Source organism: Brevundimonas sp., from assembly GCF_016742135.1.
Taxonomy (GTDB): Bacteria; Pseudomonadota; Alphaproteobacteria; order Caulobacterales; family Caulobacteraceae; genus Brevundimonas.
Map to the genome: position 1 here is coordinate 567,640 of NZ_JACVCG010000002.1, position 18,870 is coordinate 586,509.

At 65.4% G+C, this 18,870-nt stretch carries 16 protein-coding genes and 1 pseudogene; 1 reads left to right on the forward strand and 16 read right to left on the reverse strand.

What is annotated here, in order from left to right; all coding sequences use genetic code 11:
* Position 1 precedes the first annotated feature (1 nt).
* The 16 genes and pseudogenes from lpxA to IBJ06_RS06505 form a co-directional block, all read right to left on the reverse strand.
* The gene (gene lpxA / locus IBJ06_RS06430; protein WP_292158355.1) at positions 2-790 is read right to left on the reverse strand and encodes an acyl-ACP--UDP-N-acetylglucosamine O-acyltransferase; all 789 of its coding nucleotides are present in this window, start codon (positions 788-790) and stop codon (positions 2-4) included.
* Positions 790-1,251: a 3-hydroxyacyl-ACP dehydratase FabZ gene (fabZ, locus tag IBJ06_RS06435; RefSeq protein ID WP_292158357.1), complete on the reverse strand. Its 462-nt coding sequence runs from the start codon at positions 1,249-1,251 to the stop codon at positions 790-792. The genes lpxA and fabZ overlap by 1 nt, the downstream gene beginning before the upstream one ends.
* Before the next feature lie 12 nt (positions 1,252-1,263).
* Entirely contained in the window at positions 1,264-2,265 is a 1,002-nt protein-coding gene (gene lpxD, locus IBJ06_RS06440; protein WP_292158359.1) for a UDP-3-O-(3-hydroxymyristoyl)glucosamine N-acyltransferase, read from the reverse strand.
* A 15-nt stretch (positions 2,266-2,280) separates the two neighbouring features.
* On the reverse strand, positions 2,281-2,859 hold the full coding sequence (locus tag IBJ06_RS06445; RefSeq protein ID WP_292158361.1) for an OmpH family outer membrane protein: 579 nt from the start codon (positions 2,857-2,859) through the stop codon (positions 2,281-2,283).
* A gap of 37 nt (positions 2,860-2,896) precedes the next feature.
* Positions 2,897-5,299 (reverse strand): outer membrane protein assembly factor BamA, encoded by a 2,403-nt coding sequence (bamA, locus tag IBJ06_RS06450; RefSeq protein ID WP_292158363.1) that lies wholly within the window; start codon positions 5,297-5,299, stop codon positions 2,897-2,899.
* Positions 5,300-5,328: 29 nt separating this feature from the next.
* On the reverse strand, positions 5,329-6,546 hold the full coding sequence (gene rseP, locus IBJ06_RS06455; RefSeq protein WP_292158365.1) for an RIP metalloprotease RseP: 1,218 nt from the start codon (positions 6,544-6,546) through the stop codon (positions 5,329-5,331).
* A 37-nt stretch (positions 6,547-6,583) separates the two neighbouring features.
* Entirely contained in the window at positions 6,584-7,777 is a 1,194-nt protein-coding gene (gene dxr / locus IBJ06_RS06460; RefSeq protein ID WP_292158546.1) for a 1-deoxy-D-xylulose-5-phosphate reductoisomerase, read from the reverse strand.
* A complete protein-coding gene (locus tag IBJ06_RS06465; protein ID WP_292158367.1) occupies positions 7,777-8,595 on the reverse strand; it encodes a phosphatidate cytidylyltransferase in 819 nt (272 codons plus the stop codon). Before IBJ06_RS06465 ends, dxr begins: the two co-directional genes overlap by 1 nt.
* Positions 8,595-9,302 (reverse strand): annotated as a pseudogene (gene uppS, locus IBJ06_RS06470) (polyprenyl diphosphate synthase); the annotation flags it as partial. The pseudogene uppS and the gene IBJ06_RS06465, both read right to left, overlap by 1 nt.
* 68 nt (positions 9,303-9,370) lie before the next feature.
* Entirely contained in the window at positions 9,371-9,928 is a 558-nt protein-coding gene (frr, locus tag IBJ06_RS06475) for a ribosome recycling factor (RefSeq protein WP_292158369.1), read from the reverse strand.
* Positions 9,929-9,955: 27 nt separating this feature from the next.
* Entirely contained in the window at positions 9,956-10,702 is a 747-nt protein-coding gene (gene pyrH / locus IBJ06_RS06480) for a UMP kinase (protein WP_292158372.1), read from the reverse strand.
* 133 nt (positions 10,703-10,835) lie between these two features.
* A complete protein-coding gene (gene tsf / locus IBJ06_RS06485; RefSeq protein WP_292158374.1) occupies positions 10,836-11,774 on the reverse strand; it encodes a translation elongation factor Ts in 939 nt (312 codons plus the stop codon).
* Positions 11,775-11,866: 92 nt separating this feature from the next.
* Positions 11,867-12,775: a 30S ribosomal protein S2 gene (rpsB, locus tag IBJ06_RS06490; protein ID WP_292158376.1), complete on the reverse strand. Its 909-nt coding sequence runs from the start codon at positions 12,773-12,775 to the stop codon at positions 11,867-11,869.
* 178 nt (positions 12,776-12,953) lie between these two features.
* On the reverse strand, positions 12,954-13,316 hold the full coding sequence (locus IBJ06_RS06495; RefSeq protein WP_292158378.1) for a GFA family protein: 363 nt from the start codon (positions 13,314-13,316) through the stop codon (positions 12,954-12,956).
* Entirely contained in the window at positions 13,316-16,777 is a 3,462-nt protein-coding gene (dnaE, locus tag IBJ06_RS06500) for a DNA polymerase III subunit alpha (RefSeq protein ID WP_292158380.1), read from the reverse strand. Before dnaE ends, IBJ06_RS06495 begins: the two co-directional genes overlap by 1 nt.
* A 326-nt stretch (positions 16,778-17,103) precedes the next feature.
* Positions 17,104-17,961, reverse strand: coding sequence for an NAD(P)-dependent oxidoreductase (locus IBJ06_RS06505; protein WP_292158382.1), 858 nt, complete (start codon positions 17,959-17,961; stop codon positions 17,104-17,106).
* A gap of 74 nt (positions 17,962-18,035) precedes the next feature.
* Between IBJ06_RS06505 and IBJ06_RS06510 the strand changes: the two genes are divergently transcribed.
* Entirely contained in the window at positions 18,036-18,866 is an 831-nt protein-coding gene (locus IBJ06_RS06510; RefSeq protein ID WP_292158384.1) for an enoyl-CoA hydratase-related protein, read from the forward strand.
* Positions 18,867-18,870 lie beyond the last annotated feature (4 nt).

The window sequence follows — 18,870 nt, forward strand, 5'->3', positions numbered from 1 at the left end:
CTCAACCCTCGGGCAGGCAGAGCGGACGACGGGTATCCCGGCGAATGAAGTCCACGATCTCGACGATCTCGGGCAGGTCGGCATAGGTGCCGGCGACCGCCTCCAGGCGCTGGGCGAAAGGCTGGTCCTTGCTCTCGAACAGATCGCGATAGGCGGCCAGCAGGCGCCGGATGGCCGCCTTGTCATAGCCCTTCCGCTTCAGGCCGATCAGATTGAGACCCCGCAGTTGCGCATGGTTGCCCCAGGCCGAACCATAGGGGATGACGTCGCGGGTCACCGCAGCGAGACCGCCGACGATAGCGCCCTGCCCCACCCGTCCGAACTGATGCACGGCACACAGGCCACCGAGGAAGACCCTGTCTCCAATCTCGGCATGCCCGCCAAGCGTCGCATTGTTGGCAAAGGTGATTTGGCTGCCGACGATGGAGTCGTGGCCGACGTGAGCCCCGGTCATGAACAGATTGTCCGACCCGATCACGGTTTCGCCCGTGCCTTGGGGCGTGCCCCGGTTGAAGGTGCAATGCTCGCGGATGATGTTGCGCTCGCCAATCGTCAGGGTGACGCGCTCGCCCTTGTAGCCCGTGTGCTGGGGATCGCCCCCGATGACGGCGAAGGGATGAATAACCGTGCCCGCGCCGACGATCGTGTCGCGCGGGATGACGACATGGCTGACCAGCCGGACGCCGACCGCGAGCGTTACGTCCGGGCCGACCGTACACCACGGACCGATCTCGACGTCGTCAGCAAGTTCACAGCTGGCATCGACCGAAGAGGTGGGATGAATGGCCATCAGCGGATCGGCTGTTCGACCGTCGAGGCCATGGCCGCGAAATCTGCTTCGGCCGCGAGTTTGCCGTCGATGAAGGTCTCGCCCCGGAATTTGAAAATGTCGCCGCGCTGTTTGGTGACGATCACTTTCATCCGGAGCTGGTCACCCGGGCGGGCCGGCTTGCGAAAGCGCACACCGTCGATCGACATGAACAGGATGACCTTGCCCTCTACCGAGACATCCAGCGATTTGGACATCAACAGCGCCCCCGTCTGGGCCATGGCCTCGACGATCATCACGCCGGGCATGACCGGATCGATCGGGAAATGGCCGGGGAAGTAGGGTTCGTTGTGGGTGACGTTCTTGATGCCGGTGATCGAAGTGCCCGACACGAAATCCTCGGCCCTGTCCACCAGCAGGAAGGGGTAGCGGTGCGGAAGTCGTCGCATCACCTCGGCATAGTCAATCCGGTCGTCTGCCATCGAATCCTCGCGTCAGCCCTTGGTCTTGCTGACCTGTTTGGCCAACCAGACGGCTTCGCGCAAGGATTGGCGGAGCGGCTTGGCGGGATAACCCGACCATGTCTCGCCAGGGGGGATGTCGGCCAGGACACCGGCACCGGCCGCCACCCGGGCCCCCTCGCCGATCGTGATGTGGTCACCGACCCCGGCCCGACCGCCGAACATGACATTGTCGCCCACCGTCACCGAGCCCGAGAGTCCCGTATGCGCCGCCAGAAGGCCGTTGCGCCCGATCACGACATTGTGGCCGATCTGGACCTGGTTATCGATCTTGGAGTTCTCGCCGATCACCGTGTCGTTAAACGCCCCGCGGTCGATGCAGGTGTTGGCCCCGATCGTCACGCCGTCCTGCAGGATAACGCGTCCCAGTTGCGGGATATCGACCGGGCCCGTCTTTGAAGGCGCCGCGCCAAAGCCGGCCTCGCCGATGCGCGCACCGGCCAGAATGCGGACGCGATCTCCGATCAGGGCATGGGACAGGCTGACCAGGGAGCCAATCTGGCAGTCGCGACCGATCTGGACCCCGGGGCCGATCACGGTATTGGCGCCTATTCGCGTTCCCCGACCGATGCTGACGCCCTGACCCAGAACGACGCCCGGCTCCACGATCACGCTGTCGTCCTCGAACCAGGCCCCCGGCGTGGCCGACAGGTCGATGGAATAGGGCTGGTAGAAAAGATCGGCAGCCCGGGCCCAGGCGGCCTGCACCTCGGTCGAGAGGATCACGGCGGCTTCTGGCGGTGCCTGATCGGCCAAGGCTTCCGACAGCAGTACGGCCCCGGCGCGGGTCTCCGCCAGGGCCGATTTCATGCGACGGTCAGAGAGGAACGTCAGATCGCCGGACGCCGCCCGGGCCAGCGGGGCTACCCCCGATATAATCCTGTCACCGCCCCGAACGACCTGCCCCCCGATGGCGGCGGCCAGGTCATCGACCGTGCTTTCGGGGAGGGTCTGAAAGAAGCGGTTGTCCGGCATCCTCTCCCGATGCGCCTATTGCTGGACCGGAACCGGCATGCGGTTGAACGACAGCGAGGGCAGCTGGCTGTTCAGGCGCTGGATGACGAGGTCCGTGATGTCCATCTGCGGGTTGGCCTCATACACCGCCTCACCGCTGATCAGGATGCCGCAACCACGTTCCTGATAGACAGCGACCAGGATGGGGTCGACGGCGCGAGCGATGGCCACACGCTGTTGGGACAGGGTGTACTCCAGCTCCTGCCCACGGGTCTGCTCCAGTTGCTCGGCTTCGGAGATACGCTGCTGCACGGCACGGCTGCGCTGGGCGAACTCGTCCTGGGGAATGGTGTCCCGGCCCTGTTGCAGGGCCTGGATTTCGGCACCGATCGTCTGGCCATAGGGGGCCAGTTCGTTGACGACTTCGTCGGTCAGGCGACGCATGCCTTGCTGCACCGACTGGCCGACCGTCGACTGGGCCATCAGGCGGGCATTGTTATAGACGCACAGACCCGGGATGACCGGACCGGGGTTCTGGGGGCCAGCGGCCTGGGCCAGAACCGGGGTGGCGGTCAGGGTCGCCAGGGCAACGGCGGCGATTGCGAACAACTTCATGGTCTTACTCACATAACGGCGTCGGAGATGACGCCTATTAGAATTGGGTGGAGGTCGAGAAGCGGAAGCCCTCGGTCTTGTCGTAGTCTTCTTTCGCGAAGATCTTGGAGATATCGAAGCGGATGGGCCCCACCGGGGCGCGCCAGTGAATGCTGATACCGGCGGAGCCGCGGATCGCCAGATCGTCGACGATGCGCGTGTTTCGCAGGCCCGTCACGGGGTCGAACAGATAGCGGTCATCCAGGACGCCGACCGTGCCGACGTCGGTGAAGAGCGAGGTGCGGATTCCGTATTCTTCGGGCAGACCGTTCGGCACGGTCAACTCCAGGGTACCGATGACATAGAAGTTCCCACCGAGGGCATCCGTGGTCAGGGTATCGCGCGGCCCGAGGCCGGCGGTTTCGAAACCGCGGAAGCTGTTACCGCCCTTGAAGAAGCGGTCGTTGATCCGGACGGGGTCGCCCCCCCACCCTGACACATAGCCGGTCTGGAACTGGGCCGTGACCACCCATTCCGGACGAATGCCCCAATAGGCCGAGGCTTCGGCTTCGGAGCGTATGTAATTCACATCCCCGCCGAGACCGGCAAGGTCCTGACGGATCGTGCCGACCCAGCCGCGGGTCGGTCGCACAGGATCATTTCGCCGGTCAACCAGGACGGTGTAGCCCGCCGAGGAGTTCACAAAGGACCCGACCTGATCACACAGGGCAGATGACCCCTGCCCGCCCCGACAGAAGCTGGCGGGGACGATCACCTCATCCGCCTTGAGGAAGTAGCGGGTGCTGAACAGCGTATAGCCATTCAGGGGGTACGACAGGCGCAGACCCGCGCCGGTCGACCGGTAATCGTAGGACGAGAATTCACTCAGGTCGTAGCGCGAATGGAAGATATCGAAACCGACCCGCAGGTCCCGGCCCATGAATTTCGGCTCGGTGAAGCGGAAGTCGATGTTCTGGCGCAGGGAGCCCCATTCGATACGGGCCACGACCGCCTGACCCCGCCCCCGGAAGTTGCTCTCGGAGACCCCGAGATTCACGACAAAGGAGTCGACGGAACTGAACCCGGCACCGACGGACAGTTCGCCGGTGGGCTGCTCCTGGACGGTGACATTGACCACCGAGCGATCGGGCGCCGAACCGCGCACCTCCTCGATCGTCACGTCCTTGAAGAAGCCCAGGCGCCGCAGATTGTTGCGCGAACGCTCGACGAGGGTCCGGTTGAAGGCATCCCCCTCGGTCAGGGCCAGTTCACGACGAATGACCGGATCGATGGTCCGGGTATTGCCCACCACATTGATGCGCTCGACATAGACCCGCTGACCCTCGCGGACGTTGAAGGTGACGTCGACCGTATCGGTCTCGGGGTTGGGGCGGTAGCTGGGCGTGATCTCGACGAAGGCGTAGCCCGCCGAACCGGCGGCATAGGTCAGGGTGTCGACCGCCTGCTCGATCTTGCGACTTTCATACAGATCGCCCGTCCGGATCGGCAGGATCAGCCTGAGGAAGTCAGCGTTCAGCCGGTCGTTCTCGGTGACCACACTGACTTCGCCGAAATTGTAACGATCCCCTTCGTCCACCGTCAGCGTGATGGTGAAGGCGCTGTTGTCCGGCAGCAGCTCGGCAACCGCCGACAGAACGCGGAAGTCGTAATAGCCCCGGTTCGTATAGAACTCGCGCAGCTGTTCGCGGTCGTAATCCAGACGGTTCGGGTCGTAGTTGTCGTTGCTGGTGAACAGCCGCCACCAACGCGACTGCTTGGAGACCATGACTTCGCGCAGGTCGCGGTCGGAAAAGGCCCGGTTGCCGATGAAGGTGATGGCCTGCAGACCGGTCTCGGGACCTTCATCGATCTCGAAGATCACATCGACGCGGTTCTGTTCCAGCTGAACGATCTTGGGCGTGACGCTGGCCGAAATCCGTCCGGACAGGCGATACAGTTCCACGATCTTGCCCACGTCGTCCTGGATGCGGGCCCGGGTGTAGATGCCGCGGGGGCGGATGGTGACTTCCTCGCGGAGCTTGTCGTCGCCGATCGCGCCGTTCCCCTCGAAGATCACCTGATTGATGATGGGGTTCTCGACCACCTCGACGATCAGGACGCCATTCTGGACGCCCATCTGGACGTCGGCGAACAGACCGGTGCGCGACAGGGTGCGCACGGCAACGTCCAGCACCACGGGATCGACCATGTCACCGGGACGGATGGGCAGATAGGACAGCACAGTGGCGTCCTCGATACGCAGATTGCTGCCTCGTACCTCAATGGCCGTCACCAGCCAGCGCTCTTCCTGTCCGGGATCCTGAGCGGTCTGCTGGGCCGCAGCGGGCGGCGGTGCCTCCTGGGCGAGAACGGGTCCGGCCAGGCCCGCGCCGATCACCAGCGCAACCGCACTGACGCGACCGGCGAGAACAGAAGAAGCGGAAAAGGAAGATTTGTGCATCACGGGTCCCATCGGGGGCTGGCGCTGGCTCACGAAGCGAGCCCGCCGAGGAATTTGAACAGGTTCAGCTTTTGTAGATCGTTCCAGGTGGCGAACAACATCAAACCTGCCAGCAAAGCAAGACCGACCCTGAACCCCGCCTCCTGAAAGCGGGCCGCAACAGGCTTCTTGGCAACAGCTTCATAGCCATAAAAAACCAGGTGTCCCCCATCCAGGATCGGTATCGGCAGAAGGTTTAGAAAGCCAATTCCGATCGAAAGTATGGCAGCGAAGCTTGTCATGGTGACAATCAGATTGAAAGCGGTCGCTCCCGGGTCCGGATTGGCCTCGACGGCCGCACTGGTCAGGGCTCCGGAGGCCTTGGCGATACCGATCGGGCCGCTCAACTGGTCGCCGCTCTCGCGACCCGTGAAGATGCGACCGATGTAGCGCATGCTGGTCCCCAGAACGTCCGCCGTCTGGGAGACCCCCCTTCCCATGGCCTCGATCGGACCATAGCGGACGTGCCTGACCTCATCGACAGCCGGCAGCAGGCCCAGGCCAATCCGCCCGACGCTGATCCGTCCGGCGACGGGATGGGTGATGGTCTCGCGCTCCGGCACGGCAATGAGAGTCAACTCCGCCCCCCCCCGTTCGACCTGAAACCGCAACCGTTCGCCGCTGCTGAGAGACACGATCGTGGTCACGTCACGCTGATCCTCGACCCGGCGGCCATTGATGCCCGTGATCAGATCCCCGGGCTGGAAGCCCGCCGATGCCGCGGGACTTCCGGCGGAAACCTGGGCCACCCGGGCCGGCAGAATCTGGACGCCGATCAGCGAGAACAGCAGGGTGAAGATGAAGATGGCGAGGACAAAATTGGCCATCGGCCCGGCCACCACGATCAACGCGCGCTGCCAGACCGGCTTGAAGTGGAAATAATCCCGTATGGCCGCGGGGCCCCGTTCGGCGATGATCCGGCCCTTCAGCTCCGCCAGACCCGCCTGATCCGGCACACTGGACGGATCCAGGTCACCGGAAAATTTCACATAGCCACCCAGCGGGATCCACCCCAGCCGCCATTCCGTGCCGTGGCGATCGGTGCGACTCAGCAGTCCACGGCCAAAGCCGATGGCGAAACGGTCGATCTTGACGCCAAATGCCCGCGCCACGAGGAAATGGCCCAGTTCGTGGACAGTCACCACCAGCGTCAGGACAAGCAGAAAGGGCACCACATAGAGCGGCGCCTGGGCCAGGAAGTCCGTCATGCGGTCGCTCTACTCCCCCTCGTCGATCCGGACAGGATCATGCAGCCTTCTCACGACGGTCCAGACAAATCCGCGCCAGCCGACGGGCCTGCCGATCCACGGCCAGGGCTGCCTCGCAGGCAGTCCCGGACGGATCGACGTGGCCCGACGCCGACGCCATTTCCAGCGTGTCGGCTATGACTGCGGCAATATTGAGAAAGCCCAGACGACGGTCAAGAAAACCGAGGGCCGCCACCTCATTGGCGGCATTGAAGATGGCGGGCGCTGCGCCTCCGGCCCTCAGGGCCTGACGGGCCAGGTCCAAAGCGGGGAATCGTTCGGTATCCGGGGCTTCGAAGGTCAATTGCCCAAGAGATACCAGATCCAGCGGCGGGGCCTGCCAGGCCATGCGATCAGGCCAGGCCAGGGCATAGGCGATCGGCGTCCGCATGTCCGGTGGCCCCATCTGGGCCAGGGTTGATCCATCCACGCATTCCACAAGGCTGTGGATAATCGACTCCGGGTGGACCACAACGTCGATCCGCGTCTCGGGCAGACCGAACAGATAGGCCGCCTCGATCATCTCCAGGCCCTTGTTGGCGAGGGTCGCGCTGTCGACGGAAATCTTGGCCCCCATGCTCCAGTTCGGGTGGTCCACGGCGCGCTCGGGCGTGACCCGCGCCAGCCCGGAAAGCGGCGTCAGGCGAAACGGGCCGCCGGACGCTGTCAGCACCAGCCGCCGTACCCCTTCGGGGCGATCATGGGGGAAAACCTGATAGATCGCCGAATGCTCGGAATCGACCGGCAGGATGCGCCCCCCGGCGCGGGTCGCCCGTTCCATCAGGGCCGGGCCACAGCAGACCAAACTCTCCTTGTTGGCCAGGCCCACGACTGCACCCGTTCCGGCCGCAGCCCAGGTCGACCGCAAGCCTGCGACGCCGACGATGGCGGCCATGATCCAGTCCGCCGGCCGCAGCGCGGCCTCGACCAGCGCCTCCTCTCCGGCGGCGACCGCGATTCCGGTGCCCGAAAGCGCGTCCTCAAGCTCGGGCTTCAACTCGGGCCATGCCGTGACAGCCAGTTCGGGACGCCAGCGCCGCGCCGCTTCCGCAAGACGCAGGATATTCCGCCCTCCGGTCAGGGCAGAGACCTCGAACCGGGCCGTACCTGCCCGCTCGGCCTCGTCCATGAGGGCCAGGGTCGAGCCGCCGACCGAGCCTGTCGCCCCCAGAATGCTGACGCGGCGATGCATCACGCGGTCGCATCCATGAGAATGAACAGCAGGCGCGCGGCGGCCAGCACCACGGCGGCAAACATCAGGCCATCAACCCGGTCAAGCAGACCGCCATGGCCGGGAATGAGACCGCCGGCATCCTTGACGCCAAAGCGCCGCTTGATGGCTGACTCCCACAGATCTCCGGCCATGGTCGCCAGAGCTGCCGCAAGTCCCAGCAGGAAGCCCCACGCAGGGTGCGGCACGTCGAGAGGAATGGACCAGGCAATCACGCCGCCCGCCAGGGCTCCGGCGACCAGACCTCCGATAAAGCCGGACCACGTCTTGTTTGGGGAGTATCGGGGCCACAGTTTCGGGCCCTTGAGCACGCTGCCGACCACGAACGCCGCCACGTCGGCCGACCAGGCCACCACGAAGACGAGAATGGTCCAGCTGAGTCCGACGCCCGACTGGCCGTCCCGCAGCCAGATCAGCAGAATGGCCGGCCAGCCGAGGTAGAGAACCCCGTAGGCCGCATCGAGGCCTTCCTGGCCGACGCGTTTCGCGAACAGACCGGCCGCTGCAGCCGCAAACACCAGTGTCACAAGGGCCGGCGACATGGCGCCGGTGTGAGCGATGGCGGTCACTGCGATGAGGGCGAGGGCCACGGCCCAGAAGACCGGGGCCGCGTTCCGGGGGGCGCTCATCTCGGCCCATTCCCGTGCCAGCACCACACAGGCCGCCAGCATGATGGCGAGGAACCAGAGACTTCCGGCCCAGATCGCCAGCACCGCCAGAGGTGCCAGCACCAGGGCCGAGACCACCCGCATCCCCAGATTGCCGAAGGGAATGGCCATCAGGACGCGACCGCCTGCGGCTCTGCCCGTCCGCCAAAGCGCCGGTCCCGACGACGGTACTCGCGGACGGCCTCGTTCAGCGCGTCGGGCCCGTAATCCGGCCAGAGGATGTCCTGAAACACCATCTCGGCATAGGCGGCTTCCCACAGCAGGAAATTGGACAACCTCTGCTCGCCGGAGGTGCGGATGATCAGGTCCACTGGCGGCCCGCGACGGGTCGACAGGGCGGCGCTGATGTCCTCCTCGGTGATGTCAGGAGCACCCTCGCCGCGCCGGATGGCCTGCTGGAGGAGCCCGTTGACCGCATCGGTGATGTCGGCCCGGCCTCCATAGTTGAACGCGACCTGCAGCAGAAAGCGATCATTGTGGGCGGTTTCCCGCTCGGCCCGGTCCACAATCGCGGCGATATCGTCCGGCAGCCCCTGCCTGCGTCCGAGAATATGGATCCGCACACCCTCGCGCTTCAGCCGGTCCAGATCGCTGCCAACGTAGGCCCGCACCAGCCCCATGAGGTCAGAAACCTCCTCCGTGGAGCGCTTCCAGTTCTCGGTCGAAAAGCCAAAGACGGTCAGGCACTGAATACCCAGGTCGGCAGCCCCCCTGACGGTGCGCTTCAGCGCCTGGACCCCCTCGCGATGGCCGGCGGCGCGTGGCAGGCCCCGCCCCGCCGCCCAGCGGCCGTTGCCGTCCATGATCAGGGCGACATGGGCCGGTCCCGTAACCGCACCGGTCCGGGAAGAAGACGCATCTGACGCGGTGGGGGGGCCGGGCGTCGTCACACCTGCATGATCTCGATTTCCTTGGCCTTCATCATCTCGTCGATGCGCTTGATGGCAGCATCGGTATCCTTCTGGACCTCGGCTTCCATCTTCTTCTGCTCATCCTGACTGATGTCGCTGGCCTTTTCCGCCTTCTTGAGATCATCGTTGGCGTCGCGCCGCACGTTGCGGACGGCGATCTTCTGTTGCTCGGCATATTTGCCGGCCAGCTTCACCAGTTCCCGGCGGCGTTCCTCGGTCAGCGGCGGCACCGGGATGCGCAACGTCTGGCCGTCGACGATGGGATTCAGGCCCAGACCGGCCGCGCGAATCGCCTTCTCCACCGACACCACCATGCCCCGGTCCCAGACATTGACGGTGATCATGCGCGGTTCGGGCACGCTGATGGCGGCCACGGCATTGAGCGGTGAGGTCGAGCCGTAGGCCTCCACCTGGACCGGATCCAGCAGGCCGGCATTGGCCCGGCCCGTTCGCAGTCCCGCGAACTCCTCCTTGAGCGCGCCGACCGCCTTGTCCATGCGGTCGCGATAGGTTTTCAGGTCGGGCTTTGCCATCTTGGTCTCGCTCTCGTCTCAGTTCGCTCAGCCGTCGCTTCTAGCGCCGGAGTGTATGACGGTGAAGGCACCTTCCCCACGAAGCACCTTGTCGAGGGAATCGTCCTCCCGGATCGAAAAGACAACGATCGGAATGCCGCTGTCGCGCATCAGGGCGACGGCCGAGGCATCCATGACGCGCAAGTCCTTCGCCAGCACATCATGATAGGTCAGGGTATCGTAGCGGGTGGCTGACGGCACCTTCTTGGGGTCGGCGCTGTAGACACCGTCGACGCTGGTGCCTTTCAGCAGGGCATCGCAGCCCATTTCCGCGGCCCGCAGCGCAGCCCCCGAATCCGTCGTGAAGAACGGGGCCCCGACACCGGCGGCGAAGATCACGACCCGGCCCTTCTCAAGGTGCCGCAGGGCGCGGCGGCGAATATAGGGTTCGGCCACGGCATTCATGGTCAGGGCGCTCTGCACGCGTGTCTGGACGCCGATCTTCTCAAGCGCCCCCTGCATGGCCAGGGCATTCATGACGGTTGCCAGCATGCCCATGTAGTCTGCCGTGGCGCGCTCCATACCGGCAGCGGCCTTGGAGACGCCGCGGAAGATGTTGCCTCCGCCGATCACCAGACAAATCTCAACCCCCTGACGGGCGACACGGGCCACGGCCTCAGCGACCGAATCGACCGTACCGATGTCGATACCGAACCCCTGATCCCCCATCAGGACCTCGCCCGACACCTTCAGCAGGACGCGCTTGTATCGATATCCGGACGCGGGTGAGGGCATGATCTATCCGTAAACATGGAAGCCGCGCGGGTCGGCGGCCATAAACAAGGGGCGCGTGGGCCTTCAAAGCCCAACGCGCCCCCGTATGCAACGCTCCGATCACAGATCGGAACGGTATTCGACCAATCGGCCCTTAGCCGGCGGTCATCGACGCCACTTCGGCGGCGAAGTCCGGGCCTTCGACCTTTTCAACGCCCTCACCCAGCGCCAGACGGACGAATCCGGCCAGCTTCAGGTTCGAGGAGCCGAGCTCCTTGGCCGTGTCGGCGACCAGTTGCTCGACAGTGACGTCGGGATTCATGACGAACGGCTGCTTGGACAGCACCACGTCCTTCTGGAACTTGGCGATCTGACCAGACACAATCTTGTCGATCATGTTCTCGGGGCGGCCTTCTTCCCTGGCCTTTTCGGTCAGGACAGCGCGTTCCTTCTCTACGGCCGCGGGATCCAGATCGTCAGTGTTCAGCGACAGCGGCGCCGTGGCGGCGACGTGCATGGCGATCTTGCGGCCCAGCTCGCGCAGGGCAGCCTTGTCACCCGCGCCTTCCAGCGCGACCAGCACACCGATGCGACCGACGCCCGGCGACACGGCATTATGGACGTAGGAGGCGACGACGCCTTCGTCGACCGACAGGCGGGCGGCGCGGCGCAGTTGCATGTTCTCGCCGATCGTGGCGATCAGGCGGGTCACTTCGTCCTGGACCGTCGATCCGCTCTCGAGCGTGGCACCGTGGATGGCCTCCACGGTGTGGTGCTCGAGGCCCAGTTGGGCGAACGACTTGGCCGCGTCCTGGAACAGGTCGTTGCGGGCCACGAAGTCGGTCTCGGCGTTAAACTCGATGGCAGCACCGATCTCGCCCTTGCCGTCTTCACGGGTGGCGACGGCCACGAGGCCTTCGGCGGCGACGCGGTCGGCCTTCTTGGCGGCCTTGGACAGGCCCTTGGCGCGCAGCCAGTCGATGGCGGCGGTGATGTCACCGTCGGTTTCCTGCAGGGCCTTTTTGCAGTCCATCATGCCCACGCCCGAACGCTCGCGCAGTTCCTTCACGAGGGCGGCGGTGATCTCGGCCATGTTCAATCTCCTGATATTCGTAATGCGGGAACGGCCGGGCTGGTTTAGCCCGGCCGCGTAACAGTTTGGCGGTCGCGGTGAACCGCCGGGTTTCAGGCCTCGGCCTTGTCCGCCTCGGCGGCTTCCGGAGCAGCTTCCTCGGCAGCGGGCGCTTCCTCGGCAGCGGGCGCTTCCTCGGCGGCGATCATCTCCTCGGCGACGGGATCGGCGTCCGCCGGTGCGGCTTCGGCCTCAGCCTTGGGGGCCTTGGCGTTCAGGGCCGGCTCGACCGGGGGGGCTTCCGAGGCACCGATGTCGATACCCGAGGCCGACTGACCGGCGGCCAGCCCGTCCAGGACAGCGTCGGCGATCAGGTCGCAGTAGGTCTGGATGGCACGGGCGGCGTCGTCATTGCCCGGGATGGGATAGGTGATGCCGTCGGGATCGCAGTTGGTGTCGAGGATGGCGATCACCGGAATGTTCAGCTTGCGGGCTTCCAGGATGGCGATCGCTTCCTTGTTGGTGTCGATCACGAACATGATGTCCGGCAGGCCGCCCATGTCCTTGATCCCGCCCAGCGACAGCTCCAGTTTGTCGCGCTCGCGGGTCAGGGTCAGCAGTTCCTTCTTCTGGCGGCCTTCGCCACCGGTTTCCAGAAGGGCGTCCAGTTCGCGCAGGCGCTGGATCGAACCGGACACGGTCTTCCAGTTGGTCAGGGTACCGCCGAGCCAGCGGTTGTTCATATAGTACTGGGCGCAGCGCTTGGCGGCCTCGGCCACCGGATCCGACGCCTGACGCTTGGTGCCCACGAACAGCACGCGGCCGCCCTTGGCGGCAACATCGCGCACGGCGACCAGCGCCTGGTGCAGCAGCGGGATCGACTGCGACAGGTCGATGATGTGGATGTTGGAGCGCGAGCCGAAGATGTAGCGCTCCATCTTCGGGTTCCAGCGGTGGGTCTGGTGGCCGAAGTGGGCGCCCGCTTCCAGCAGGGTGCGCATCGAGAATTCAGGCAGAGCCATGATCGTGTCGTCCTTTTTCCGATTCAATCCGCCGCAGACGGTGAAAAGGACCGACGGGTCCCTCGGAACGGCTCGACCGGGATGTCTCCCCGGACCGCGCCACGCCTGCGTGTGAAGTGCGCGGGCATATAGGCGAGATCGCCGGAAAGGGCAAGCGCCCGGCTCCCACGCGGGACGATCAGACCTTGTTCAGCCCGTCGAAGCGGATCGTCTCGAGAGTCCAGGGCTCGATGTCATCGAGGGTGCGGACGTTGACGGCGATCATGTCGCGACCATCCGGGGACTTTCCGGCCCCGAAGGGCTCGACGCCGCATACCCGGCAGAACCGGTGGCTGATCACATGCCGGTTGAATAGATATTCGCTCAACCGGTCCTCGCCCCGGATCAGGCGAAACGCGTCGGGCGTGACGAAACCCAGCATCAGCCCCTTGCGATAGCAGTGGGTGCAGTTGCACTCGATCACGCCCGACAGGTCCATATCGGCTTCGAAAGCCACCGCCCCGCAGTGGCAGGACCCCTTGTGGGTTGTCGCCTCGCTCATCAGGCCTCCTCCAATAACACGACGCCCGGCACAGTCTTGAGCGCGCCGCGCAAGGCCGGATCCAGCCGGTAGCGACCGGGCAGTTTCACCTCGACCTCGCGGCGCCCCTCCAGGGTGGCGATCAGGCTGACCTCGCCGCCCCGACCGGCGCCCTTCAGCTGCGACCGGTCCAGCCGGGCCTTGAGCGCCGCAGGGTCCGCCGCCCGCCCGGACACATGCACCCGAAGGTTCACATCGGATTGCTCGATGGCCGTGTCCATGCGGCTGGCCTCGTCTCCAAAGAAGCGCACCTCGCCATCGCTGGCCTTGGCCCGCACCTTGACCATCAGGGCCGCGCCGACCTCCAGCACATCACGATAGCGACGCAGCGCATCCGGCGTGAACAAGCATTCGAACTCGCCGGTCGGATCCGAGAAATTGACGAAGGCGAACTTCTCGCCGCTCTTGGCGCTGGTCCGCTCCTGACGACGGCGGACCACCCCGGCCATCAGGAAGGCCTCGTGCCCGCCCTCGGCCAGTGACAGGGCCTCGGCGGCGAAGGTCACCCGCTTGCGGCGCAGGGCGGCCTCCATGTCCTCCAGCGGATGGCCCGACAGGTAAAAGCCCACCGCCGAAAGTTCCTGATCCAGTCGCTCGGGGCCGACCCAAGGTTCGACGGATTTCAACCGGGGCCGGGCCGCGTGGGCCTGATCGGCACCAAACAGACTGACCTGCGACGACGCACGCTCTGCGGCCACACTCTGGCAATAGGCCATCAGGGTATCGGCCTGCTCAATGATCTGGCGACGGTTGGGATGGATGCTGTCCAGCGCGCCGGCCTTGGCCAGGCCCTCCAGCGCCCGCTTGTTGACCGCCCTTGGATCGACCCGCTCGAGGAAGTCGAACAGATCGGCAAAGCGACCGCCCTCCTCGCGGACCTGGACGACGTGGCGCATGGCCTCCAGCCCGACGTTGCGGATGGCCCCGAGCGCATACAGGACAGCGCCCCTGCCCTCCTCGTCCCACGTCACGTCGAAATCGGCCGACGACCGGTTGATGTCGGGGGCCAGCATCGTCACCCCTGCCTTGCGCGCATCCTGGTAGAAGATGGCCAGCTTGTCGGTGTTGGAAATGTCGAGCGACATGGAGGCGGCGAAGAATTCGACCGGGTGGTTCGCCTTCAGCCAGCCCGTCTGATAGCTGATCATCGCATAGGCGGCGGCGTGCGACTTGTTGAAGCCATAGCCGGCGAACTTGGCCACCAGGTCGAAGATGCCGCCCGACTGCTCTTCGGACACACCGCGTTCCGAGGCGCCCTTGACGAAGCGCGCCCGCTGGAAGTCCATCTCCTCCTTCTTCTTCTTGCCCATGGCGCGACGCAGAAGGTCGGCTTCACCCAGACTATAGCCCGCCAGAATCTGGGCGATCTGCATCACCTGTTCCTGATAGATGATGACGCCGTAGGTCTCCTTCAGAACCTCGGCGAGCGAGGGGTGCAGGGTATCGACCTCGGCCCGGCCGAATTTGCGGTCGATGTAGACGTCGATGTTCTCCATCGGACCGGGCCGGTAGAGCGAGATCAGGGCGGTGACCTCCTCGATCGACTCGCAGCGCATCTTGCGCAGGGTGTCACGCATGCCCTGGGATTCCAGCTGGAACACACCGACCGTCTGACCTGAGGCCATGAGATCATACGTCGCGCGATCATCCAGAGGCAGAAGCGAGAAATCGACCGCCGCGCCGCGCCGCTCCAGATAGCCGCGCGCCCGGTCCAGAACCGTCAGCGTCTTCAGCCCCAGAAAGTCGAACTTCACCAGCCCGGCCGGCTCCACCCATTTCATGTTGAACTGGGTGGCCGGAATCTCGGAACGTGGGTCCTTGTACAGCGGGGTCAGCTCGACCAGCGGCCGGTCGCCGATGACAATGCCTGCCGCGTGGGTCGAGGCATTGCGATACAGGCCTTCCAGTTCCAGCGCAGTGGCCAGCAGGGTTGCCACCGCCGGTTCGTCGTCGCGCGCCTGCTTCAGGCGCGGTTCCAGCTCAATGGCCTGGGCCAAGGTGACGGGATTGGCGGGATTGGCGGGCACCATCTTGGCCAGCCGGTCGACCTGACCCAGCGGCATCTGCAGCACCCGGCCCACATCCCGCAGCACGGCCCGCGCCTGCAGCGTGCCGAAAGTGATGATCTGGGCGACGCGATCCTCGCCGTAGTGCTTCTGCACATAGGCGATCACCTCTTCCCGACGCTCCTGACAGAAGTCGATGTCGAAGTCGGGCATGGACACCCGCTCGGGGTTCAGGAACCGCTCGAACAGCAGGCCGAACCGCAAGGGATCCAGATCGGTGATGGTCAGGGCCCAGGCGACCAAGGAGCCCGCACCGGACCCGCGACCCGGCCCCACCGGAATGCCCTGCAGCTTGGCCCATTTGATGAAGTCCGACACGATCAGGAAGTAGCCCGGGAACCCCATCTGCTGGATGACCCGGACCTCGAACTCGAGCCGGTCCCAATAGGCCTGCTCCGGCGCGGCAGCCTCTACCGTCGCCAGCCGGGCCTTCAGCCCTTCCCGTGCCTGAAACGCCAGTTCATCCGCCTCGTCGCGCCCCTCGCCGGTATCGAACCGGGGCAGGATCGGCGCGCGGGTCGGCACCAGAAAGGCACAGCGCCTCGCGACTTCCAGCGTGTTGTCGCAGGCTTCGGGAAGGTCTGCGAACAGGGTCCGCATGTCGGATGTCGACTTGAACCAGTGGTGCGAGGTCACCCGACGACGGTCGTCCTGGCCGGTAAAGGCCCCGTCGGCGATACACAGCAGGGCATCATGGGACCTGGCCCGGTCGGACCGGATGAAATAGACGTCATTCGTGGCGACCAGCGGCACTTCGGCCTGATAGGCCCAGGCCACCAGTCCCGCCTCGGCTTGTCGCTCCTCAGCCAGGTCGTGGCGTTGCAGTTCGACGTAGAAGCGGTCGCCGAAAACCCGGGCCATCCCGACCAGGGCCTCGTGCGCGTCTGCGTCCCGGCCCTGCACGAACAGGGGATCGACCGGCCCGTCCGGCCCGCCCGACAGCAGGATCAGGCCATCGGCGTGCTCACAGACGCGTTCCCATGCCACGCCAGGCTCGGCCAGATCGCCCGCCTCCAGATACGCCAGTGACGAGAGGGCCGACAGGTTTTGCCACCCCACCTCGTTCTGAACCAACAGCACCACCGTGGGCAGACGCGCCCAGCGTTCGGACCTCTGACCGCCGATGCCGGTCACCGGAAGGGCGCAACCGATGATCGGCTGGACGCCGGTCGCCCGGGTGGCCTGACTGAACTCGAGGGCGCCGAACAGATTGGCTCGGTCGGCGATGGCCACCGCCGGCATCCCGGCCTCGGCGGCCAGCTTGCCCAGGCCAGAGGCCTTTATCGCCCCTTCCAGCAGGGAATAGGCAGACCGGGCCCGCAAATGGACAAAGCTGTCGCCGAACGCCTCTGTCACCGACCGTCTCCCTGGCCCGCAGCCCACACATCCGATGACTATGGAAGGATTCTGGCCTCAAGAACCCCGCCCGTTCCAATCCATCCCCAGCCGCGCGACAGGTCGGTGGATCAATAGGCCAGCAGCGCCGCCTGCCAGGCCATCCAGACAAAGCCGCCGCAGGATGCCAGTGACAAAACTTCCCGAACCCAGCGCGCCATGATCAACCTCGTGATAATGTTCTGCGTCTGTTCTATGTTCTGCTTACGTTCTTTGTCAACCGGATTTGCCCAACCTTTTTCGTGCCGCCCGGCTCCGGGCGGGAGGACGCGGCAGACGAACCGACTTCAGCCGATTTTGACGCCGGGCGGCGGCACACTGTCCGCCGGAACGAAGAAGTCGGGCATCAGCGGCTTGCTCGGATCGACGCGATAGATGTCGAAGTCCCGCACGCCCTGCTCGTAGAGGAAGCTGTCGTCGATCAGGAAGCGGCCCGTATTCTGGCGCGCCGGCAGACAGAACAGGGCGTGGGCCGCGTCGGCCAGAATCTCGGGCGTGCGGCAATGGGCCAGGCCCTCCCTGCCCGTCAGGGCAAACTCAATGGCCGCCGTGGCCACGGCCGTACGCGGCCACAGGGCATTGAAGGCAATGCCGTCGCCCTTGAACTCCTCGGCCATGCCCAGCATCGCGAGGCTCATATTGTACTTGGCCATCGAATAGGCGACGTGCGAGCCGAACCAGTGCGGCGACAGGTCCAGCGGCGGCGACAGCGCCAGCACATGCGGATTGGCCGCCTGCTTCAGATGCGGAATACAGGCCTTCGACACCAGAAAGGTGCCGCGCCCGTTGACCTGGTGCATCAGGTCGTAGCGCTTCATGTCGGTGGTCAGCGTCCCGGTCAACTGGATGGCCGAGGCATTGTTCACGCAGATGTCGATGCCGCCGAACCGATCGACCGTGGCCTCGACCGCCGCCATGACAGAGTCCTCGCTCCGCACATCCACCACCAGCGGCAGGGCCTTGCCGCCCGCCGCCTCGATCTCCTCGGCAGCGGAATAGATGGTCCCGGGCAGGTGTTTGTGCGCCTCGGTGGTCTTGGCGGCGATGACGACATTGGCACCGTCCCGGGCGGCCCGCAGGCCGATGGCAAGACCGATTCCGCGGCTGGCCCCCGTGATGAACAGGGTTTTTCCATTGAGCGACATCGTCAGGGCCCTCCAGTGCATTTCGATGGAAAACCGATAGCATCGGCTTTACCTCCAATCGCGATGGCACTGACATGACCGAGACCCAGCCCTTTCAGATCACCCGCGAGGGAGCCGTGGCCCACCTGAGGCTGTCACGCCCGGAAGCGTCCAATGCGCTGGACATGCGCTTCTGGGCGGGGCTGGGACCGGCCCTGAAAGACCTGGACGCCACCGGTGAGGTGCGCGCCATGGTCCTGTCGGGCGAAGGACGGAACTTCTGCGCCGGCATGGACATCTCCGTCTTCACCGGTGGTGCCATCATGGGCACGGATACCGCCGCCGAGCGGCAGGCCTTCCACCAGGCCGCGCGCGACCTGCAGGACGCCCTGTCGATGCTGGAGCGGGTGCGCTTTCCGGTGATCGCCGCAGTCCAGGGGGCCTGCGTGGGAGCCGGGCTGGACATGATCGCCGCCTGCGACCTGCGGCTTGCCTCGGCGGAGGCCTATTTCCGTATCGAGGAGATCAACATCGGCATGATGGCCGACGTCGGCAGCCTGCAGCGCCTGCCCCGGCTGCTGCCCGAGGGCGTGGTGCGAGAACTGGCCTATCTGGGGACAAGCCTGACGGCCGGGCGTGCGGAGCGCCTCGGCTTCGTCAATGCCGTCCTGCCCGACGCCGATGCCCTGCAGGCCGCCGCCATTGAGATGGCGCAGGCGATCGCCGCCAAGGCCCCACTGGCGATCTCGGGGTCCAAGGCCGCCATCACTTATGCGCGCGACCATACTGTGGCTGACGGACTGGAATGGGCCGCGGTCATGCAGGGCTCGATCTGGAACACCGCAGACATCCTGGGTGCCATTCAGGCCCGGGCCACGAAGAGTCCGGCCCGGTTCGCCGATCTCAAACCCTATCCGAAGCCGTGATCGC